Origin of the sequence: Endozoicomonas sp. Mp262 (assembly GCF_025643335.1) — a bacterium.
Taxonomy (GTDB): Bacteria; Pseudomonadota; Gammaproteobacteria; order Pseudomonadales; family Endozoicomonadaceae; genus Endonucleibacter.
On sequence record NZ_CP092489.1, the window covers coordinates 1,433,012 to 1,453,463 of the forward strand.

At 44.8% G+C, this 20,452-nt stretch carries 22 protein-coding genes; 11 read left to right on the forward strand and 11 right to left on the reverse strand.

The window, feature by feature from the left end; genetic code table 11:
* Positions 1–200 precede the first annotated feature (200 nt).
* Entirely contained in the window at positions 201–710 is a 510-nt protein-coding gene (locus MJ595_RS06230) for a hypothetical protein (RefSeq protein ID WP_263081575.1), read from the forward strand.
* 4 nt (positions 711–714) lie between these two features.
* Here the strand turns inward: MJ595_RS06230 and MJ595_RS06235 are convergent, their stop codons facing one another.
* Positions 715–2,388, reverse strand: coding sequence for a transposase (locus tag MJ595_RS06235; protein WP_263078486.1), 1,674 nt, complete (start codon positions 2,386–2,388; stop codon positions 715–717).
* On the opposite strand from MJ595_RS06235, the gene MJ595_RS06240 reads away from it, so the two are divergent.
* The 7 genes from MJ595_RS06240 (at position 2,362) to MJ595_RS06270 (ending at position 9,029) form a co-directional block, all read left to right on the forward strand.
* Positions 2,362–2,826, forward strand: coding sequence for a hypothetical protein (locus tag MJ595_RS06240; RefSeq protein WP_263081576.1), 465 nt, complete (start codon positions 2,362–2,364; stop codon positions 2,824–2,826). The genes MJ595_RS06235 and MJ595_RS06240 overlap by 27 nt on opposite strands.
* Before the next feature lie 63 nt (positions 2,827–2,889).
* Entirely contained in the window at positions 2,890–3,294 is a 405-nt protein-coding gene (locus tag MJ595_RS06245) for a hypothetical protein (protein WP_263081577.1), read from the forward strand.
* 80 nt (positions 3,295–3,374) lie between these two features.
* On the forward strand, positions 3,375–4,406 hold the full coding sequence (locus MJ595_RS06250; RefSeq protein ID WP_263081578.1) for an IS30 family transposase: 1,032 nt from the start codon (positions 3,375–3,377) through the stop codon (positions 4,404–4,406).
* A gap of 220 nt (positions 4,407–4,626) precedes the next feature.
* A complete protein-coding gene (locus MJ595_RS06255) occupies positions 4,627–5,505 on the forward strand; it encodes an IS982 family transposase (RefSeq protein WP_263081579.1) in 879 nt (292 codons plus the stop codon).
* A gap of 291 nt (positions 5,506–5,796) precedes the next feature.
* Positions 5,797–7,284, forward strand: coding sequence for a hypothetical protein (locus tag MJ595_RS06260; protein ID WP_263081580.1), 1,488 nt, complete (start codon positions 5,797–5,799; stop codon positions 7,282–7,284).
* 139 nt (positions 7,285–7,423) lie between these two features.
* Positions 7,424–8,491 (forward strand): IS4 family transposase, encoded by a 1,068-nt coding sequence (locus MJ595_RS06265; RefSeq protein WP_263079463.1) that lies wholly within the window; start codon positions 7,424–7,426, stop codon positions 8,489–8,491.
* Positions 8,492–8,699: 208 nt separating this feature from the next.
* Positions 8,700–9,029: a hypothetical protein gene (locus MJ595_RS06270; RefSeq protein WP_263081581.1), complete on the forward strand. Its 330-nt coding sequence runs from the start codon at positions 8,700–8,702 to the stop codon at positions 9,027–9,029.
* Positions 9,030–9,259: 230 nt separating this feature from the next.
* Here the strand turns inward: MJ595_RS06270 and MJ595_RS06275 are convergent, their stop codons facing one another.
* The 3 genes from MJ595_RS06275 to MJ595_RS06285 all read right to left on the reverse strand — a co-directional run bounded on the left by MJ595_RS06275 (position 9,260) and on the right by MJ595_RS06285 (position 12,512).
* Positions 9,260–10,783, reverse strand: a complete 1,524-nt coding sequence (locus MJ595_RS06275) for an IS66 family transposase (RefSeq protein ID WP_263079174.1) — start codon at positions 10,781–10,783, stop codon at positions 9,260–9,262.
* 40 nt (positions 10,784–10,823) lie between these two features.
* Entirely contained in the window at positions 10,824–11,174 is a 351-nt protein-coding gene (tnpB, locus tag MJ595_RS06280; RefSeq protein WP_263079172.1) for an IS66 family insertion sequence element accessory protein TnpB, read from the reverse strand.
* Positions 11,175–11,396: 222 nt separating this feature from the next.
* Entirely contained in the window at positions 11,397–12,512 is a 1,116-nt protein-coding gene (locus MJ595_RS06285) for an IS91 family transposase (protein WP_263081582.1), read from the reverse strand.
* Positions 12,513–12,677: 165 nt separating this feature from the next.
* On the opposite strand from MJ595_RS06285, the gene MJ595_RS06290 reads away from it, so the two are divergent.
* A complete protein-coding gene (locus MJ595_RS06290; protein WP_263081583.1) occupies positions 12,678–12,968 on the forward strand; it encodes a hypothetical protein in 291 nt (96 codons plus the stop codon).
* Positions 12,962–14,257 carry a hypothetical protein gene (locus MJ595_RS06295; protein ID WP_263081584.1) on the forward strand — a complete coding sequence of 432 codons (1,296 nt, stop codon included), beginning with the start codon at positions 12,962–12,964 and terminating at the stop codon, positions 14,255–14,257. The genes MJ595_RS06290 and MJ595_RS06295 overlap by 7 nt, the downstream gene beginning before the upstream one ends.
* Before the next feature lie 24 nt (positions 14,258–14,281).
* Here MJ595_RS06295 and MJ595_RS06300 read toward each other — a convergent pair whose 3' ends face one another.
* From MJ595_RS06300 to MJ595_RS06310, 3 genes are all read right to left on the reverse strand, one after another.
* A complete protein-coding gene (locus MJ595_RS06300) occupies positions 14,282–14,467 on the reverse strand; it encodes a hypothetical protein (protein WP_263081585.1) in 186 nt (61 codons plus the stop codon).
* An 89-nt stretch (positions 14,468–14,556) separates the two neighbouring features.
* Complete coding sequence (locus MJ595_RS06305) at positions 14,557–15,084, reverse strand: DUF4440 domain-containing protein (RefSeq protein ID WP_263081586.1); 528 nt, start codon at positions 15,082–15,084, stop codon at positions 14,557–14,559.
* A complete protein-coding gene (locus MJ595_RS06310) occupies positions 15,020–15,427 on the reverse strand; it encodes a GNAT family N-acetyltransferase (RefSeq protein ID WP_263081587.1) in 408 nt (135 codons plus the stop codon). The genes MJ595_RS06305 and MJ595_RS06310 overlap by 65 nt, the downstream gene beginning before the upstream one ends.
* 19 nt (positions 15,428–15,446) lie before the next feature.
* On the opposite strand from MJ595_RS06310, the gene MJ595_RS06315 reads away from it, so the two are divergent.
* Positions 15,447–16,772 (forward strand): transposase, encoded by a 1,326-nt coding sequence (locus MJ595_RS06315; RefSeq protein WP_263081588.1) that lies wholly within the window; start codon positions 15,447–15,449, stop codon positions 16,770–16,772.
* Positions 16,773–16,872: 100 nt separating this feature from the next.
* On the opposite strand, the gene MJ595_RS06320 is transcribed toward MJ595_RS06315, so the two are convergent.
* The 4 genes from MJ595_RS06320 to MJ595_RS06335 form a co-directional block, all read right to left on the reverse strand.
* Entirely contained in the window at positions 16,873–17,085 is a 213-nt protein-coding gene (locus MJ595_RS06320) for a hypothetical protein (protein ID WP_263081589.1), read from the reverse strand.
* An 890-nt stretch (positions 17,086–17,975) separates the two neighbouring features.
* Positions 17,976–18,854 carry an IS982 family transposase gene (locus tag MJ595_RS06325; protein WP_263078216.1) on the reverse strand — a complete coding sequence of 293 codons (879 nt, stop codon included), beginning with the start codon at positions 18,852–18,854 and terminating at the stop codon, positions 17,976–17,978.
* A 65-nt stretch (positions 18,855–18,919) separates the two neighbouring features.
* Complete coding sequence (locus tag MJ595_RS06330) at positions 18,920–19,120, reverse strand: helix-turn-helix domain-containing protein (RefSeq protein WP_263081590.1); 201 nt, start codon at positions 19,118–19,120, stop codon at positions 18,920–18,922.
* A gap of 475 nt (positions 19,121–19,595) precedes the next feature.
* Positions 19,596–20,315 (reverse strand): complement resistance protein TraT, encoded by a 720-nt coding sequence (locus tag MJ595_RS06335; RefSeq protein WP_263081591.1) that lies wholly within the window; start codon positions 20,313–20,315, stop codon positions 19,596–19,598.
* Positions 20,316–20,452 lie beyond the last annotated feature (137 nt).

The window sequence follows — 20,452 nt, forward strand, 5'->3', positions numbered from 1 at the left end:
AAAATATCCCTTACATGCGGAAAAACTCCTTGAAATGGATCCGGTGTGGGTTGCTCCTCACCTCTGGCGTAGCGAATTTAGCAACATTTAATAAATGTAAGGTGTTGCCGAGAATTAAAGATGAAACCCGGTTTCCTTGAGACATATCCCCCCCTTCAAACTTGGGGCGGGATGTTGATTACAGAAGATAGAGGTTACTTATGGATAGAATGCCTCCTATAAATCCTGGTTACGGGAAAGATTTAAATGGTTTGTCTGATGCAGAAGCTAATGGAAATAGTGAAGAGTCTTCTTCAGTAAAGCCGGTAAATATTGAAAATGAAATACCAAAGGTGGAGGCTGATTTCTTTAGTGAAATGGATAAAAAAGGAGTAAAAAGACCAGTAGAAACAGTTGATCCATCTTTATCTGTTTCAGATAAAAAAACAAGACTGGATGGTGGTTTATCAGAAACTGGAGATTTGGTTTTAAATGAGAGTCAAGAAATTCAGGACTTGGCAAGTTTGAAGCATGATTTGAAAAGCAGAGAGGAATTGCTTGATTTGTATGCTGAGTTAAAAAGTAGTCAAAATGACCGTAAGTGTAGAAAAGTTAAGAGAAAGATTTTAGGAAAGCAAGGGGAGTTCTATCTTGAGTCTATTCTAGGTTGCATACTGGTTAAGCAGTTTGAAAAGAGGAATATCTCTATAAAAGATGTTAATGAGAAGTAAGTTCTCAATAACTGCTGGTTAACCCACACGAAAAGTCGCTGGATGCTTGTTCTATCAGGTCGGGCAACCAGGGAAAACTGCCACTGCCCATGATTCGATCTTTCAGATAATGCCAAAACGATAAACCGTACAACCGGCAAGTTTTTTTCAGGCTGGCAAACGTATCCCGGCACTTTCTTCCCGCTTTGCTTTTTGTGCCGCCGCTGATTTTTCGTCGTTTCACGTATTCCCGTATTTGGCTTTCGCTCAGGTTGTTATGGAGCGGAAGGCTTGGAGCATCGAGTACCTGTAGCAATTCCTTCTCTATAACGACCAGCCCTGACAGTGCGTCCTGTAAATCAGGAAAGTCTACCTGGGTATTAGTCAGGGCCTTGAAATCGCGACGTATGTTTTGAGCTTTACTTTTATCGGGGCTGGCCTTGAAGACTTTTAAATCGTTGTAGATAGCCCAGAACCATGTACGACACCAGTACTGTGCACTGGCTTGCTGCTCATTGACCGGGTGGACTTTAGCCAATCCCCGCTCCGCATGAACCCAGCATTGAGCATGGTTGAATACGTTGAACTGCTGAGCACCATCACTGAATGTGGTCAGGTGTCCCATACCATGAGCCATTAAGCTGCTGTAAATAAGCGCTTCTGCTGCTTGCTTGCGCCGGGTCTTTCCCGTTAGCCCATGGTCGTTAAGGGCTGCTTCCCAGGCTTCCCGGTTTAAAAACGTAACGCCCATGTATTGCCTGATGATGCTTAGCCACTTCTCCGGGTAATCAAATTTTTCCAGATAGTCCAAGGCGTCCTGCGTGACGGAATAAGTCTTCCAGGGGCGATGCAAGAGGCTCAGGAAGTTTTCCCTACTCTTACTGCCTGTGCTCTCAAACCAGGCAAATAGCTCATTGTTGATAATGGTACAGTAGCCATTTTGTCCTTTATGCCTAGCTCCGGTGTCATCGGTCTGGATGTAGCGGGAGCATTTGAACCCTGTTGCCAGCAAAGCGTCTTTTTCTTCATGAAAGTCAGTATGACCTTCAGTGAGTAGCCGATGAAGTTCTCCCGCGGACATTGAGATTCCTATATCCCACAACCAGTCCAACAGCTGCGGCTGAGTCACCGAGCAACCGTGATGCTGGTACAACAAATAGGACTGGAGTTGTGGTCCATAGTGATGTCCATGCAGGCTTTCGGGAGGTTTTGCTGTGATGGTTTGTCCGTCGGGCGTCTGCCATTGCTCCAAATGATACTCGACCGTGAACGCCTGAATAGTCAGCTCTTGTACAGAAAAAGAGCTAAATCCGTTTGGTGTCGAACCAGACGGGACATCAGATACTTCTACGGTGATGATTTTTTCTGTTGCTGGCTTATCAGGCTGTTGGCGATTTTTTCGTGTTCGTTCGCCAGGCTTCTCAACCTTACGTTTCCCTGAATTATCAGGCGGTTCGTTGTCATCACCGGGACCATTATCACCCTTTTTACCATCATCTTTTGGTTTTGTATTGGGTCTGATATCAGGCTTTGGCGGCAGTTTTTTAAGACGACGAATCTGCGCTTGCAGTGCCTCAACAAGCGCTTGAAGCTTCGCTATCTGCTCTTGCTGCTGAGTAATCTGCCCTTGCTGCTGAGCAACAAGATTCAGTAATCTCGCAGGTGAGTACACTTGCTCTTGATTGATTGGGGGTTGCATGAGGGAAGGATAGATGTATATCAGAATTTTGCAGCTATCCAGCAGTTATTGAGAACTTACAATGAGAAAACATTTAAAAGAGAAGTGTTATTGCTGTTGAAGGATCTTAACAGTAGGGGTATAACAATTAACCAGAAGCTGAAAGAGCTTGATATGCGCCCCGTTGGAGATTTTACCAGAGGGGATAATATGTCTGATAATTTAATGTCTCGATTAAATAATTATTTCAAATATTATGATGAGATTCATCATTTTGATGCCAGTTTAGAAAAACATTTACTGTCAGATGATTGTGAAAAGTGGAAAGCAGATTCCCCCTTGTATAGAGGGGGAGATGCCACTTTTGAGCGAAAGACCATAAGAAATTTAAAAAAAGGAAAGCCTGCGTTTAAAAAAGAGTATATTAATCGTGGAGGTGTAGTGTTTGGGTATGGTTAGTATTACACAGATAAGCCAAGCTATGCTGTAAAATATGCTGAAACAAAACCAAACCCGGTTATAATGAGGGTTAATATAAAAAAAGGCACACCTGTCATTAGAGCTTTTGATGTAAATAAAATCCTGGTGGGTAAAGAAGATGGAAATAAGCTTTCTCCAAGAGCGTATATTAACTCCTTCTCAAAACATGAACTAGTCGTTCACCACGGTGAAGCAATATCAGACGAGGGGGAAATATTTACCTTAACTTCAGGGGGAGCAATTGACAGTGTGAGTATGGAGGCTTCTGGTAATGTTATTGGAGATGGTCCTAAATCACATGGTGAGCTTTCTGCTCAAAGACTGAATTCCAATAGAGAAATTGTGGGATCACCATCGGTCTTTGAGTTAATTCAAGTTAAGGAAGAGGATATTGAATCCACTGATTATATTGCACATGGTTATAGTAAGGCTGGATTAATACAATAAGTGCAATCGACTGATATTTCATATGTGAGCCAGCTGCTGGTACATTCTGTAGCTCTCACACTAAGAAATGGATGTCAGGAATGAGTACACAAACCAGACGATACAAGCAGCTGACCCAAGGGCAACGATACCAGATTGAGGCGCTCCTTGAAAAAGGTCATTTTCAGAATGAGATCGCAGAGGTTGCAGGTATCAGTGAAAGCGCCTTATCCCGTGAGTTGAAACGCAATACTGGCGATAATGGGTATTGTGCTGAATCGGCTCATAACTTGGCTATGCAGCGTAGGAAATCTGCCAAAAAGCACAGCAAAACAGATGAACGACAAATGCCGATCATAGAGAAGGGGCTACTCCTTGGCTGGTCTCCTGAAAACATCAGTTGCAGGATGAAAATTGAGGTGCCTGAGATCGCTCTGAGTCATACCTCTGTATACAGCCGAATTGCGGATAACAAAGCTCAGGGAGGTTCCTTGTATAAAAAGCTGCCCCGCTTTGGGAAACGCCGATGCAAAGGAGGTAAACGCAAGGCAGGCCGTTCTCTTATACCTAATCGGGTCGATATTACCGAACGTCCTGAAGTGGTAGAGCTTCGGTCTCGCTTGGGAGATTGGGAAGGTGATACTGTGTATGGGCAAGACGCTCACTTGGTCACGCTGGTCGACCGAAAGAGCCGCTTTACACTCATTGGCAAAGTGGATACCAAACAGTCTGAAACAGTAGCGGATACAATGATCAGCCTACTGAAACGAGTTTCAACAGTTCACACCATCACCCTGGATAATGGAGGCGAGTTTGCAGCCCATGAAAAGGTATCAGAAGCAGTGAATGCTGACGTATTTTTCGCTAAGCCTTATGCCAGCTACCAACGGGGTACCAACGAAAATACCAATGGCATTATCCGTCGAACCTGGCCTAAAAAAATGGCTCTTGGGGATCTGACAAAAGAAGAGGTTTGGGAAACTGAACTCTTGATTAATACCATGCCAAGAAAAGTTTTAGGGGGGGCGAACCCCGCTCGAAGTCTATACTGGGAAGTCGATTGCACTTATTGCTTGAATCCAGCAGTACTCACGCAACCGCTAATAGATAAAAATAACTGCACGACCGTTTAATAACTCCCCATTCCAATTTGGCTATACTCATTGCCTAATATCGTTAATTTCGCTGTTGTCACGATGAAAACTGTTGATCCAGTAACCGATGTCGCTGTCATAAAAACATTGAGAGAAGCTATTCGACATGGGCCATATCCGTACCTAAGACCTGAGTTCGACATAAGGAACTGATTTTATATAGCATAGCTACCACGCTGATTAGGGGTGGAGTAGTGCTGTGCTGACCAAGGTATTTTGCAGGGTAGACGATTTTTGCAAGCAATTTGAACCAAAGCTAAACCAGTATCTGATCGAGCATTGTGGCCGCAAGCGCATTCGTAAACAGTCTCTATCAATCAGCGAAGTGGCAACGATCGTCATCCTATTTCATGCTAAAGGCTATCGTTGTCTGAAGCACTTCTATATTAATCATGTCTGTAAATGCTGGCATAAGCACTTTCACGGGCTAGTCAGCTACAATCGGTTTGTTGAGCTGATGCCACAAGCGCTTATGGTACTCTCAGCTTTCTTGCAGACACGATATGGCAAGGTGTCTGGCATTTCTTATATAGATTCAACCGGCATCGCTGTCTGTGAAAAAAGTCGGGCTCTGCGCCATAAAGTGTTTAAAGATGAAGCAGGCTGGGGTAAGTCTTCTACACACTGGTATTACGGCTTTAAGCTTCACCTGATTATCAATGATACCGGTGAGTTGCTGGCGGTTAAGTGTACATCAGGTAATACCGATGATCGTGCTGTTCTTGAAGATATGTGCTGCCACTTGTTTGGTAAGCTGTTCGGCGACAAAGGCTATATATCCAAGGCCAAAGCCCAGCTTTTAAAAGAAAAATACGATGTTGACCTGATTACGACGCGCAGGAAAAACATGAAACCTCAGAACCTGCCTGCTTTTGATAAAGTACTGCTGAGAGGGCGTGCAATCATTGAGACGGTCAACGATCAGTTGAAAAATATCTCTCAGATAGAGCACACCCGCCACCGCTCAAAGTTCAATTTTATGGTGAACTTGCTGGCAGGGCTTATAGCCTATACGTTTCAAAAAAAGAAGCCTTCTCTGAGCATTCAGCATACGGGGCTGGTTGAGTTGGTTGCTTAACCGTTATGTCGAACTCAGGTCACTTGGTAAGTTGCCGGAGCCGCAAATGACCCCCAGATTTTGCTGACGAGGCCTTATTTTAGATAGAAATTAAACTATGGTACTTTTGTGACTCTAAACTGGAGTTTCAGTTTTTAAAAACCAATTTAAAAAACAGAAAAATCACTTTATTACTACAATGGTTGAAGCTGATCAGTTTCAGCCAACCTGAGAAAAACTGTTCTAAACCTGCAATCTAAAAAAGCAAACAATTCTCTTTACTAAAAACCGCCACCCAAAGGAGTTAATATAATGAACTACCGTATATTCCTTCTCTTTTTCGCCATTTTCCTGCTAGAAAAAGGTAACTGTGGGATTGAAGACCCTATAAACCCACAAGAAGTATCCATCTCATTTACTGAAGTCAGGCAACCCCAAAGCAAGCTGAGATTTTTATATGACGTTGGTCAAGGCGAAACGCCCACTATGCATCTATCTGTTTTGTGGGGGGCCTTAGTTCAATCCGTTGGAGTACTTGGAACCGGCAAGACATATCCTTTTAAGAAGCATACAAAATTCACTTGGGGAGAAGATCAAGTCTACACCAAAATCAAACCGGAAGAGCCTATACTCACAAAAGAGCTATTTCTTGATAACCCTATGGCAACATATATTGACAAGAGTGGGAAGAAAAACCTTATACGAAAAGAAGAAATATTCAGATGTACAGAAGTTAAACCTCCAGAGGTAATCAATATAGTTAGTTTCTTAGCGACCGAAGCAATCCAAGGTAAAGTATTCGTTGATATGCTGAGGGAAACAGGATCCGGAACATACTTTAGCTACAGTTGCACTCCTTTTTACATATTACAGGTTTTGGACGACGGCTATCAGAGATTTAGTATCAACATAAATTATAAATTTAACTTTTCTCAAAAAAACCAAGGTGCGCCAGAATCAATACTGCCTATCCCCCTTACTCAGCTCTCATATACACACCCTCACTTACTACAAATACCAGAACAAAAACAACTTGAGGCATTTGTTGTGACTCAGCAGTGTGGCACTAAGGGCATTGATTCCCAAGAGCAATACATGGACGACTCCACCCCCTTTTCTATGAGTTTAACTGAACAAAAAGACAAAACACTGAAAACCAGAATTGATTTCAAAGAAAAATATATCCTGAATATTCCTCAAAGAAACAGTATCACATTAAACATACCCTCCCCTCAGACAACAGTCACTTTAGCAAAGACACTTGATCATGTTATTTGTTTAGACGAGATCAAATACTGGGAGCTGCCAAAAAAACATATACAAAATGGAGAGGTCACATATCCATCTCAAGAGTATGAATGCCACCAGGAAGATATATTTAAAGCCGAGACTAGTGACATTAGTGACACGCCTCTCTCAACATTCTTTTCTCATGGATTTCCCTCAGCTAAAGGAACTCTTGAGCATCGCCAGTTAGAAGGAACTGTTTACCCCCTTCCTACCACAAAAGGGTTTGTTTTTTGTGTCAAACAGTCTGGCACTACTATTGAAGTCACTCACCAACCTTTACCGGATTCAAGTGATAAGGTATCACGCCAACTGAACTTAAAAAATCCCTCTCAGCGCAACATTGAAATAAATGTTGTCAGCTGGCGTTCATTTCAAGGCATTCAAGAAGATGATGCGGAGTTAAACATCAAAAGAGATGACGTCACTGGACGATACGGTTTCATGATAGAATTGTCTCCCGGTGAAACCAGAACACTCTCTCTCCAGCCCAAGCGTAGCAAAACACAATAGTTATATTATAAATATTGACTGACGTACCTGTGTACGGGACAAAAATCAGGAAAGCTAGAAAAACCAAGGGGTATGAGCTGACGCCCATGTAGAGTAACCTGTATGGTCTCTAACCTCCGTACAGTTACCGTAGTCGTACATGGAAGACGTCAGCTCATTAGCCCAAGAGCTTAAAGCTCATCTCCCCTGGCATCAAGCCCGGATTATATTTCTTGCCCAGTTCATACTTGCTCTCATAAGGGCACGCTCCTGCAACCTTTGCCGTGTGGCAGAAGAGTTCCAGAGCAAAGCGCTGGAAGACTCCAGCTATCGGCGCATAAAACGATTTTTTTCAGGCTACACATATTGCTATGAGCAGCTCGGACGGTTGATTTTACATTGGCTGAGTCTCACCACCTACACACTCTGCATGGATAGAACTAACTGGAAATTTGGCTCTCATCACGTCAACTATCTGGTGGTTTCAATTGCCTGGCAGGGTGCTGCCATTCCTATCGCCTGGGTATGTCTGGATAAGTCAGGCGGCAACTCTAATACCGCCGAGCGCATAGCCATCATGAAGAGAGTGCTGGCGTTGATCCCGGCAGACAAGATTGATGAACTGCTCGCCGACCGGGAGTTTGTTGGCCGTGATTGGTTTAAGTGGCTGGATGAGCAAGGCATTATCTGTCGGCTTCGAATAAAGGAAGACACTCCTGTTCTTGGTAGCTGTGGTAAAGACATTAATGCCAAACAACTATTCAGGAATGTAAAACTCAATCAGACAGAAACTTGGTTCACCAAGCGTAAAGTATCTGGTGTCTGTTTATATATCGCTGCCAGACGCACGATAAAAGGTCTTTTGATTGTAGTGGCAACGAAGAAACCTGAAACTATGATCGAAGACTATTATAAGCGCTGGTCTATTGAGACTCTGTTTGGCTGCCTTAAAAGCAGGGGATTTGACCTTGAATCGACTCATATGACTGAGCTTGACCGTATGGATAAGCTGATGGGGGTTCTTGCACTGGCATTTGCCTGGTGTCTGATAGCAGGGCATTGGAAATACGGGGAAGCGGAAGGGCTGCCTCTCAATAAGCACTGGCGACCAGCCAAAAGCCTGTTCCGACTGGGGTTGGATATGCTCCGAAGAGTTTTGAAGAATGGATGTTCAAAAAGCGATCAGATTGATTTTCAGATTTTACTTAAAGTTTTGTCCCGTACATAGCTGACGTACCTATCAGCCAAACAGCAGTGATTTCTCTTCAGGATTTTAGGGACATCCATAAAAATTTCTTTGAAAATCAAAGCTAATTTTTTTTCCCCCTGATAGTTAGCAAAATTGGAAGGCCTAAAGGTGGGGCTGATATCAGGCGCTATCGTCCCTTAAATTCTCTGCTATGGTTGATTGACCAATAACAATCTGGGGATAAGTTATGTCGCTCGAAGCAAGGGTAGAGGCACTGGAAGAGAATATGGAAGGCGTAAAGGACAAAGTCGCCAATATTGAAACCATTGTCTATGGGCTGGAAGGCTCTATGGCAATGATGTTGCGCCGCATGGACAACATGGAAATGGAAATGGCTGGCCTGAAAATGGACATGGCTGGTCTGAAAACGGAAATGACTGGCCTGAAAAAAGAAATGCTGGAGTTCAAGCTGGAGGTGCATGAACGGCTAGATAAAATGGATAGCCACCAGAACAAACGGTTGGATAAACTGGAGGTGTTACTCACCACAATCCTGACCCAGACCAAGCCTTCCTGAGCTTTCAGTTGCTACTCAGTCGGGTTAATCTGTGAATGATGAAGCAAGCTGAAAAGGTCCAATTCTTTGATTTTAGAGACAGTCATAAAAACTTCTTTGAAAATCAAAGCCCAATTAATGGATGTCCCTTTTTTCTCTTTTTTTCGACGAGTGTCCCGCGACCGAAGGGACAAACACCAGCGCATTGTTATGTGCTATTTTTGTAAGCGATTAATTAACCCCACCTTGATTTAAGAAGAGTTTTGATTCCATGGCAGCAGTTGCTCAATATCCGCCAGTGTTTTTGCTGCGGGTAGCTGGGTAAACACCTCCTTTAAATAGGCATATGACTCCAAGCCACAGGCTTTCGCTGTCTCTACCAGACTGTACAGATTAGCGCTGGCATTAGCGCCTGCCTGACTGGTGCTAAACAGCCATGCTTTACGCCCGATGACAAAGGGGCGAATGGCGTTTTCTGCCAGATTATTGTCCATGCGTAGATAACCCTCATCGCAGTAGCGAATCAGTTTATCCCACTGGTTATTGAGGTAATTAAGCGCCTTACCCAACAGTGTTTTAGGGGGCGTTTGTGGTAGCGATTTATCTAACCATTGTCGTAGCTGACTGAGAATGTCCCGGCTTTTCTGTTGCCGGATCATTTTCTTTTCTTCACAGGAACAGTCTTTTATTTCCCGTTCAATACGGTAAAGCTTCTGGATATAGGCCATTCCCATATAAGCCTTTCCAGTTTTTACCCCTTTTTTCAGGCCTTTTACCGCTTCATTGAATTTTCTCCGGGCATGGGCCCAGCAGCCCTGGCTGATAATGCCTTCCTGTCGGCCTATGGCAGCATAGCCCTCATAGCCATCCGTTTGCAGATACCCCTTAAAGCCTTCCAGCAACCTGACAGGAACGGACCCACTCCGACTGGGATCATAATCAAATAGAATGACTCTGTGATCTGGAACAGGCTCTGCCACCTGTACCCACATGTACGACAGGCTCTGTGCTTTCTTCCCTGACTCCCTCAGCACCTTGACATGGGTTTCGTCACAATGGATCAGCGGAGATTCAAGTAAATGATCTCGCATCAGGTTGACCAGGGGCTGTACCAGTTCACCGCAACGCACCATCCACTGGGCTGTGGTTGCCCTGGCCACTTCAACCCCGAGCCGGTTCAGCACAAACTGTTCTTGGCGGTACAGGGGCAAGCCGTCCACATATTTTCCGGTGGCAATGTAGGCCAGCAAGCCCGGTGTAGCGATACTACCCGGTATGGGCTGGGGAGGCATGGGTGCGGTCTGGATGGAGCCTTCACAATGGCGACAGGCATACTTTGGGCGCACGTTCTGAATAACCTGAACCTTGGCGGGAATGATATCCAGTTGCTCGCTGACTTCCTCGCCGATCCTGTGCAGGTCATGGCTACCGCAACAGGAGCAGACCTTTTCCTGTTCAGGGAGGTCATGTTCCCGACGAACCCTGGGCAGGGCTTCAGGTAATGGCTTGCGCCCCGGCTTCTTGCGCTGATGGGCAGGGACTGTGATTTCTGCCTCTGCTTTTGCCACTGCATCAGGATTGTCAGGCTGGTCCTGCTCGGCCTCATTGAACAGGCCGAACTGATTGGCTGGTGCTTTTTCGCTAGACGCGCCAAAGCGCTGCCGGATCAGTTGCCGGATATGTTCCTCAAGAGTGGAAAGCCTGCCTTGCAGCTGGGCAATGTAGGCTTTGAGGATAGTGGGGTCATCAGGAAGATGTGCAAGGGTGTCGTTCATCCCTGAAGGATACCCTAAGGCAGGAAGACAATTCCCTGCATCAGATCATTGACGTGTAGGTCAGCGCAGGATGAGGTTGAGGAGGACGAATGTCATAGCCATCCAGCAGTCGGTTGAGAAGATCACCATCAATATGGGAGGGCATGCTATCCCAGTGCCATTGGAACCGGAATTTCTCCAGTCGCTTATACCAGAGGACAAAGCCATTGCGCTCCCAGTAAAGCAGCTTCACCTTGTCTCTTCCCCGGTTGCAAAACACAAACAGCTTGCGGTCAAAGGGGGACAGAGCCATCTCCTGTTCCACCAGAGTGGCCAGGCCATTGATAGACTTACGCATATCCACGGGCTCACTATAAAGGAATACGTCAGTATCAGCCGCTGGACGAATCATAGGCACTGCAACGCCTGAACCAGCCCAGGCACTTGCTCGAATGCATAGGAATTTGTAAAACTGATCAGCTCAAAAAATCACCAGAAATTTCCGGCTTTTCAGTTTTCTCTCAGACAGGCTGATGATGCAGTGATCGCTCAACCAGGAAAAAACACTGCAAACCTACCATTATTTCCAGCTTTTACCTGTAACCCCGGATTCCAGACGGATTGAGGGCGTGACTCAACGGATCGGCTTCGCAAGAGCGAGCGCCTGTGAGTATTTGTGCAGTTCCCTTTGCGGTCTTCCTCGGGTAATACCGGCAAACACCATCGCTGACTGGCAGAGAATGCATTGGTGAGGGTCAAGGCCAAAGCTGCTTTTCAGCAAGCCTGCATAGGTGATTGTCAGGGCATTACGCTCCGGCTGGTTGAGCAGGGTGTAGACCTTCGGTAGTAAGGTTGAGCGTACCCTGTTTGCCAGAAAACCATAGTAACGAATCATCTGGAAACCCTTTTCCGGAATATGCTGGATCAGCCGGTCGAGGAACTCCTCACCTTCACAGGTAAAGTTCAGGTAGCGTTTGCTTTTGTGATCCAGGTACTCAAACACCACGGTATTGCCGTCGTAGTGTTTGAGTCGTGACATCGCCAGCGGTGGCCGCTTCAGGTAGCGCCCGAGATAACTGATGGTCGCCTTCGGTGTTTTGGTGGCCTGGGCAAAGTGAACGATCCAGCTTTTCTGGTAATGGGCATTCAGGAAACGGTTAAAGTCCGTCAGGTTGTGGCAGTTGGCTTGCAATGTGTCCGGCAAGGTTAGCGTACCGCTTTTGTAGGCTTCCCTGAGCAGGTTGATCATCCCGTAACGCCACTGGGGCATGATGGCTTCACGGGAGAAGAACAGGGCTTTCCAGTGTTGACTGTCTTCAGTGATGCCGCCACGGGTAACGGACAGGTGAATATGGACATTCCATTTCAGGTCACGGCCAAAGGTATGCAGGGCGGTAAAGATGCCGGGAGTAATGCCTTTCTTTCTGGCAACGGTCTGTATGGCCTTGGCGGCAATGGCGCTGAGTGGCTTCAACAACTCACGGTTGAGCAAAAAAAATGCCCAAAGCTCACAAGGCATAGTGAAGGTGATATGTTGCCACTCGGTATCGGGCAGTAAGGCTCGCTGCTTTTCAATCCACTGGTCAGTGAGTTTTTTTCCGCAGGTATTGCAAAAACGTGACTTGCAACCCATGCAAATTTTTTTGGAGTGACTACACTGTTCGTTACTGCACAACCATGTGGCATAGCCCATGAACAAGCGACCGCAGGCGAGTATCCGGTTGATGTTGTCCAGTACCACGTCCCGCAAATTACCAGTGTGTTTCTGGTAGTAGTTCCACCAGAGCTGGCCGGTCAGGAGTAGCTGTTTTAGTTTTGATGGTAGGCGGATAACGGGTGTTCTATGGCTAAACTTTAGTAATCAGGGAAGAATGCCTTAGTTGTTATCAATTTGCTATCCGTAGGTATCTGTAGTTTGAGGAATTGGCTGGTTATTATTTTATTTTTGCTTCCTGTATTAGGTTATGCCGGTAAAAAGAATAAATCTATTGAATGCACTTCATCTGGTGAGTGTTTTTGGGAGTGCCAAATACCTTCTGAGGTGTCTGGTTTTGATTCTTATGAGTCAGGCTATGAGGACAGTAATAATTCAGGTGCAGAAGATGGGGAAGATTTATATGGTTTGAATTTTGGTGATTTGGATTTTGGTGATTTGGATTTTGGTGATTTGGGTTTTAGCAAAAGAAACGTAAAAAAAAAGTGGTAAAAGTATCTATTGATAAGAGCCAGAACAACTGTTGTTTTTATGTCTTTTTTGATGAAGTTGATGATGATGACGCTATGAAAATAGCCTTATTTGCGTATCGCACTCCACATAAAAACAACACTCTTATAAAATCTTCAGACTTGGGTTGTGAAGTCGTTGGCTCTGGTTCTGATGTTGTAATGATTTATAATCAAAAAGAAAACTTTAAAGAAGATGAAGTTGGTTCTATTTATCTTTGCAAAGTGGAGTATCAGTTAGATCAACTAAATATAATTGAAAATGATGAAAGTTCTTTTGTTGCAACATTGACCCCTTTTAAAGGGTTTGTATGTGATGAGTGTAATAAGATTTTTTATAAAAAAGAAACTCTGTCGTCTCACAAAACAGGCTATCATACCGGAGAACAAACCTGTCACCAGTGTCATCCGCCGGTGAAGCTCAAGAGTGCGAAAGCGCTGGCGAATCACAACTTCAGTCACCACAGCGGGGAACAAACCTGTCACCAGTGTCATCCGCCGGTGAAGCTCAAGAGTGCGAAAGCGCTGGCGAATCACAACAGAAGTCACCACAGCGGGGAACAAACCTGTCACCAGTGTCATCCGCCGGTGAAGCTCAAGAGTGCGAAAGCGCTGGCGACTCACAACTTCAGTCACCACAGCGGGGAACAAACCTGTCACCAGTGTCATCCGCCGGTGAAGCTCAAGAGTGCTCAAGCGCTGGCGAATCACAACAGAAGTCACCACAGCGGGGAACAAACCTGTCACCAGTGTCATCCGCCGGTGAAGCTCAAGAGTGCGAAAGCGCTGGCGACTCACAACTTCAGTCACCACAGCGGGGAACAAACCTGTCACCAGTGTCATCCGCCGGTGAAGCTCAAGAGTGCTCAAGCGCTGGCGAATCACAACAGAAGTCACCACAGCGGGGAACAAACCTGTCACCAGTGTCATCCGCCGGTGAAGCTCAAGAGTGCGAAAGCGCTGGCGACTCACAACTTCAGTCACCACAGCGGGGAACAAACCTGTCACCAGTGTCATCCGCCGGTGAAGCTCAAGAGTGCTCAAGCGCTGGCGACTCACAACAGAAGTCACCACAGCGGGGAACAAACCTGTCACCAGTGTCATCCGCCGGTGAAGCTCAAGAGTGCGAAAGCGCTGGCGACTCACAACTTCAGTCACCACAGCGGGGAACAAACCTGTCACCAGTGTCATCCGCCGGTGAAGCTCAAGAGTGCGAAAGCGCTGGCGACTCACAACTTTAGAAAACACCAAAAAAGAAAGGTTGATGGTTAGCAGAAACGCTCAGTTTGGCACAGTCTAAAAGTCGCCGCGCAGCGGCCTACCTTGAGGCCTGGTCATCAACTTTTTCTTCCAATAACTGAACTGATGGGGAGACAGTCCCCTCTGGCGACACCAGGGAGTTTGCCTTATGCCAGATTGTTGCCAGTCCTTAAGGTGCTGCTGCCAAAGCTGTCTGAGTTTGGCGGCTTCATCTGTTTTCATAGTAGGGTTTCCTAAAAAATAGAAAACCTAACTTTTTTGATTTGGAGTTTTAAGGTGGGTTTAAATTGGCGCTTACCTATTTTTGACTTTCATCGGGTGATAGAAAATGGCTTGCATGGAGTACCTTGATGATACTTCATTTGCCAGCCTTCATCAGTTAGAGACCAGATTGATGACCTTTTGGCAAAGTGGGTGGGGATTCCATTTACATCAATGTTTGCAGATCTATACAGCAAGAGGTAAACATCAGAAGTAAGTTTAATACTCTCATAGTCTTGAGAGTGAATCTTGCTGCCGTTCGGCTGCTCATTGCCCAATAGCTCAAGGATACTATTTAAGCTAAAGCTAACTCCAGACTCACCAACCTCTTTAAATTCAGGATGCAAAAGTTTTAATACCTGACTTTTATCAGCTCTTACTTCGTAGTGATGAAGAGCTACTTCTTTCTCAATTAATATTTTCATTTGATGTTGATTTTTTAGAGGCACATAACGCCCGCATGTGGGGTGCCGTAGGCGTCCCAGCCAGCTTTCTGGTGACACCATGCGCTTGTTATAAGCCAGTTTTCCCATAAACAACAGTATTTGATAACTCACCGGATGGAAGTCGGCGTTCATTAATGAATGTTGCTTCGAGTTGATAGCCATTTCGCTCTGCAACAGTACGACTTTTTTCGTTACATTCAGCCGTTCTGATTTCTATGCGTTTTGCCCCAAGCTCCTGAAATGAATAGGTCTCTAAGAGTTTTAGAGCTTCTGTAATAAAGCCTTTACCTGATTTTGAATTTTTCAACCAGTAGCCAATTTCGAAAAATGGTACACTCTTGTCTCGTATTATCAAGCCAATGGCACCAAGCAGATCATTGCTGGATTTTTCAATGATAAAAAACCTTAGCTCGACTTTAGAGTTACCAAAGAACAATAGTACGATTTTCATCTGAAATCGGTTAATAGCAACCATCTCCAAACAAAATACAAAGATGGTTGCTATGCTCACTTCAGATCATAAAGAGATCCTCCGGGAGCTTGCCTTATATACAACGTTTCTTGCTTCAGCGCTATCCCCAACAGCAGTACCTACGTTCTGCGAACTTCTTTTTGGCTGCATGCTATCCGGGCAAGGCTTTGTCACTCAGGCGCTGTTATCTATTAATAACTTTCAATGCGTATGGAGCAGTTACCACCATTGGCTCTCTCAAGGCAAGTGGCGGTGGAGGAGCCTCGCATGCCGGCTCATTCAGCTGGTATGCTCAAAAGTACCACGGGGTGAACTTATCAACATTGGTCTTGATGATTGGGTGGTGGAGCGTTTTTCTGACAAGGCTCCCGCTTGCCGACCCCATCACCAGCACAGTAAAAAAAGGAACCGGCCAACGTATATCTGGGGACAATGCTGGGTATCCCTGGCTGTTGTATTTGAGCGGGCTAAAGATGAAGTATTTACTGCCATCCCTGTGCTTTCCTTTCCATCTCCTGCTTCAGGCAATGCCAGTAAGCTAAAAATCGCTGTTGCCATGCTAAAAGTGGTGAGGCAAGAGGTGAAGGTGCAAGGACTGCGCTTGCTGACAGACTGTTGGTATATGAACTGGACGCTAATGCAACCCGTTCTGGAAATGGGCTATGAAGTAGTAGGGCAAATCCCGTTAAACCGGGCATTGTATGCCTTACCGTTGGAGTCCACTGCAAAAAAACGTGGGCGACCCAAAAAGTATGGCATCAAAATGACGCCCCCGGAAGTGGAGAAGCTACCGGAATATCAAACAACCGTAAGAATATACGGCAGATTTCGAAAGATACGTTATCGCACCCGGGTATGTCGGGCTCGCTTCCTGAAAGGCCGCAAGGTTCGGGTTGTCTGGGGTCGGTTTGAAAATGATAAAGGACTGACAGAAAGCCGTATATTCATTGCAACCAATACTGGACTTGAAGGTATAGACATCCTTCGTATTTATGCGAAAAGATGGCCGGTTGAACCCATGTTTCAGCAAATTAAACATTCATTTGGTTGCCGCCAGTTATGGCAGCAAAAGCTGAGAACTCTGTTGCGGTGGATGCATCTGAAGATGGCTGGATACGCATTATTGCAACTGTTGACCGTCTGTAAAAATCAAGCAAGCGTGGGCATTTCAAGGATTCCTTGGCGGGATCAGGATACAACCACCGCTGGCATGCTAAGATTTGCACTCGCAGGAATTATCCCCAGATTACCTATTCGTGAGGGCTGGAACCGATATAGCCAAAAATATGAGTTCAATTTTAATAGTTTGACTGACGGAATAGTCAAAGAAAAGAAAAAAGCGGCATAAATAGCGGCAACAACGCAATAATCAAGAATAATACCGAATCTGAAAAAACGTTTGGATGTATTTTTGCACACAATTTTTAAAATATAACCAAACGTTCATGTCATACTAACTCTAAAGTTAAGAACCTTAGCTCACCATTAAATAATTCATGGTTTGTTATTGCCTCTTTCATATTTTCTTCAGGGTGAGATAAGGCATTTTGAACCCATGGCAAATATACACTTAGATTCTCCTCACTTTCTTTTATAGCATCATGAACTTTTGATACTAACTCCATTGAAGGAGGAGATAACTTGATTCTATCTGTTTCCATAAATTTTCCTTGAGGCTTATAATGCCCACACCATGCACTTGTTATATGGCCGTTTTACTTAGTGGTTTAGAGAACTCGGGTTGAACAGGGTAGAACACTCTTTGCTTGTATTTGAAAAGAGTTTGACCATCACTTGAGCAAGTGGTTTCATTGATTAATATTGAGTTTTCTACAGGCCGAACTTTTAATATTGCATATTGTGGATTGATGAAATGCCCTTCTATTTCAGGTAGCTGAAAAGAGTACTTTCCTTTTTTTACCTGCTTCTCGACAATTTCTCTAGGGTTCCCTAAATTTATATTATGTGATGACGTATATTCACAATCGATGCTAGATCCAGGCTTATTGTGTTTATAATCAAATTCAAACCCATACCAAGTACAAGGTTTATCTTGACCATTCCAGTTGCATATACCTTGACCGCTTACATAGATATCAGTTGTATCATGGCAAATCCAGCCAAAGCTTTTTCCATCTGTACACGCTAATCCAGAACTGAAGTTTTCGATTTCAAGTGACTAAGAATTAACACAATATAGTGCAAGCAGCAGTAGTACTTTATTCTTCACTTTATACCTCTTTAATAAAGCTGTGTCCTTATAAAACACTGGATGTTGGCTTAGGCCATATAACGCTTGGTTCAGGTGTGCCGTAGGTGTCACCTGGAACCACTTGTGTACGCTCGGCATGGGCATGAACTAATAGAGTTTTAGAAAAATTTTAGGGACACCCAGAAGTTTTAGCAGAAGTTTTAGACAGAAGTTTTAGAGAAGTTTTAGAGACATCCATAAAATTTCTTTGAAAATCAGAGCTTAATTAATGGATGTCCCTTTTTTGCTCTTCCTTTTTTGCTCCTTTTTTGCTTATATGACCTGAGTTCGACATAACGGTTAAGCAACCAACTCAACCAGCCCCGTATGCTGAATGCTCAGAGAAGGCTTCTTTTTTTGAAACGTATAGGCTATAAGCCCTGCCAGCAAGTTCACCATAAAATTGAACTTTGAGCGGTGGCGGGTGTGCTCTATCTGAGAGATATTTTTCAACTGATCGTTGACCGTCTCAATGATTGCACGCCCTCTCAGCAGTACTTTATCAAAAGCAGGCAGGTTCTGAGGTTTCATGTTTTTCCTGCGCGTCGTAATCAGGTCAACATCGTATTTTTCTTTTAAAAGCTGGGCTTTGGCCTTGGATATATAGCCTTTGTCGCCGAACAGCTTACCAAACAAGTGGCAGCACATATCTTCAAGAACAGCACGATCATCGGTATTACCTGATGTACACTTAACCGCCAGCAACTCACCGGTATCATTGATAATCAGGTGAAGCTTAAAGCCGTAATACCAGTGTGTAGAAGACTTACCCCAGCCTGCTTCATCTTTAAACACTTTATGGCGCAGAGCCCGACTTTTTTCACAGACAGCGATGCCGGTTGAATCTATATAAGAAATGCCAGACACCTTGCCATATCGTGTCTGCAAGAAAGCTGAGAGTACCATAAGCGCTTGTGGCATCAGCTCAACAAACCGATTGTAGCTGACTAGCCCGTGAAAGTGCTTATGCCAGTATTTACAGACATGATTAATATAGAAGTGCTTCAGACAACGATAGCCTTTAGCATGAAATAGGATGACGATCGTTGCCACTTCGCTGATTGATAGAGACTGTTTACGAATGCGCTTGCGGCCACAATGCTCGATCAGATACTGGTTTAGCTTTGGTTCAAATTGCTTGCAAAAATCGTCTACCCTGCAAAATACCTTGGTCAGCACAGCACTACTCCACCCCTAATCAGCGTGGTAGCTATGCTATATAAAATCAGTTCCTTATGTCGAACTCAGGTCTTATGACGCTGTTGAGCCTTACGATGAGCCTGCTGGTGCCTGTAACCACGCTGCCCTGTGTTGCGTCCTAACTCCCGTGACAGCGAACTCTGTGAACGCCCGAGTTTTTCTGCAATTTTATTTTGAGAAGTCCCATTTTTCAGTTCGATTTCGATATAATGTCTCTCTTCAGAGCTAAGGTGCTTAAAGGCCATCCTTGGCGTCCTCTGTTTGGTTTGGTTGCTTAACAGAGTACCCCTGAGTTCTGATTCACTTCAAAGGCTCTGTAACAACCCTCTGGTTACAGAGGTTATGCATTTATGATACAAATTCAGGTTTTTTTAACATTATTTCAAAAACAAATATAAAACACTTAAAGCCATTACTGACCCTATTTTGATAGGGTGTATCAACAGAATAGTGCATTGGCCCAAGTGACAACCAACTATTTGACACCTGCCATAAAAACTCAACAACTGCCGGTCAATGACGTAGCTATAAAGATGAGAAATCCAGACAGTCGCCAGCCATTCATATCGGTCATCGCACCGCGTACATAAGTGATAAAGAAATGTCCTGATTATTTAGCTTCCCGACTGGTAAGGGAGCGGCCAGAGCAGCAGAGTAAAACGCCGGTTAATATCTGATGTGCTTGCAACAGCCTCTGTATCTGCTGCAAGCCTTTTCATTTTAAAGAAGCCCTGAAATCGAACCAGCCAACCCTTTCTCAAGTTCAGCCTGAGCCTCTTCAAAGGTAAGGTTCATTTTGTTGGCTGTGGATACAATCCGTGTTTGATAGCGTTTTCGGTCACCTTCCTCACTATACTGGATACTGGTTGTTCCGCTGTTACCCTGCTTAAGCTGATGATTGCTACTACTGACCACCTTGCCTTTCGCTTTTTCAGAAATCTGGATATCTGTAATAACAGAGAAGGTGACGTCTTTCACCAGACTGTTGGCAACCAGTTCAACCGCCCCACCAATCAGTCCCGCTGCCGCCAGACCTTTACCTGAAGACCCCATTGCCGCTCCAGCGGTCACGCCAGCCACTGCGCCACCAAAACCTGAGGCCAGGGCTTGCTTTGCTGCTGAAGGATCGGTCTTCCCGGCTTGAAGCACATTAATTTGCAGAAGGTAGTGAGCAAGGTCAGGATCATCCAGTATTTTGTAACCTCTGCTTTCAATATTTTTGGCCAGGGCTTGCTGGACATTCAGCTCCTGCTTATCCGAGGTATTGCGAACCTGAAGGAAAACCGTTCGCTTGCTGGAAGCCACCGGGTCAAGAAAGATACTGTCGGACATTTTTGTCTGAACATCGAGGTTCTTTTTTTCCAAGGCAACCTGTGTAGCCGCACATCCGAATAGCATCGAAACCAAAAACAACGTGCCGAATAACTTCGCCAGCTTCATAAAAATCCCTGTATTGCTTTTTAATTATTATTTTTCTCATCGACTGTCGTCATAAACGACTAAAATCGTATGCAACAAAATATACAGGGGCGCACTGTTTTGCAATAAACCACTATAAAAAAACCCTGAACTAACAG

What these genes read in the sequence shown, in the direction of transcription:
- MJ595_RS06230 (WP_263081575.1), top strand. Translation starts at nt 201, where the DNA reads ATGGATAGAATGCCTCCTATAAATCCTGGTTACGGGAAAGATTTAAAT.
- MJ595_RS06235 (WP_263078486.1), bottom strand. Translation starts at nt 2,388, where the DNA reads ATGCAACCCCCAATCAATCAAGAGCAAGTGTACTCACCTGCGAGATTA.
- MJ595_RS06245 (WP_263081577.1), top strand. Translation starts at nt 2,890, where the DNA reads ATGAGGGTTAATATAAAAAAAGGCACACCTGTCATTAGAGCTTTTGAT.
- MJ595_RS06250 (WP_263081578.1), top strand. Translation starts at nt 3,375, where the DNA reads ATGAGTACACAAACCAGACGATACAAGCAGCTGACCCAAGGGCAACGA.
- MJ595_RS06260 (WP_263081580.1), top strand. Translation starts at nt 5,797, where the DNA reads ATGAACTACCGTATATTCCTTCTCTTTTTCGCCATTTTCCTGCTAGAA.
- MJ595_RS06265 (WP_263079463.1), top strand. Translation starts at nt 7,424, where the DNA reads ATGGAAGACGTCAGCTCATTAGCCCAAGAGCTTAAAGCTCATCTCCCC.
- MJ595_RS06270 (WP_263081581.1), top strand. Translation starts at nt 8,700, where the DNA reads ATGTCGCTCGAAGCAAGGGTAGAGGCACTGGAAGAGAATATGGAAGGC.
- MJ595_RS06275 (WP_263079174.1), bottom strand. Translation starts at nt 10,783, where the DNA reads ATGAACGACACCCTTGCACATCTTCCTGATGACCCCACTATCCTCAAA.
- tnpB (WP_263079172.1), bottom strand. Translation starts at nt 11,174, where the DNA reads ATGATTCGTCCAGCGGCTGATACTGACGTATTCCTTTATAGTGAGCCC.
- MJ595_RS06300 (WP_263081585.1), bottom strand. Translation starts at nt 14,467, where the DNA reads ATGAAAACAGATGAAGCCGCCAAACTCAGACAGCTTTGGCAGCAGCAC.
- MJ595_RS06305 (WP_263081586.1), bottom strand. Translation starts at nt 15,084, where the DNA reads ATGAACGCCGACTTCCATCCGGTGAGTTATCAAATACTGTTGTTTATG.
- MJ595_RS06310 (WP_263081587.1), bottom strand. Translation starts at nt 15,427, where the DNA reads ATGGTTGCTATTAACCGATTTCAGATGAAAATCGTACTATTGTTCTTT.
- MJ595_RS06315 (WP_263081588.1), top strand. Translation starts at nt 15,447, where the DNA reads ATGGTTGCTATGCTCACTTCAGATCATAAAGAGATCCTCCGGGAGCTT.
- MJ595_RS06320 (WP_263081589.1), bottom strand. Translation starts at nt 17,085, where the DNA reads ATGGAAACAGATAGAATCAAGTTATCTCCTCCTTCAATGGAGTTAGTA.
- MJ595_RS06330 (WP_263081590.1), bottom strand. Translation starts at nt 19,120, where the DNA reads ATGGCCTTTAAGCACCTTAGCTCTGAAGAGAGACATTATATCGAAATC.
- MJ595_RS06335 (WP_263081591.1), bottom strand. Translation starts at nt 20,315, where the DNA reads ATGAAGCTGGCGAAGTTATTCGGCACGTTGTTTTTGGTTTCGATGCTA.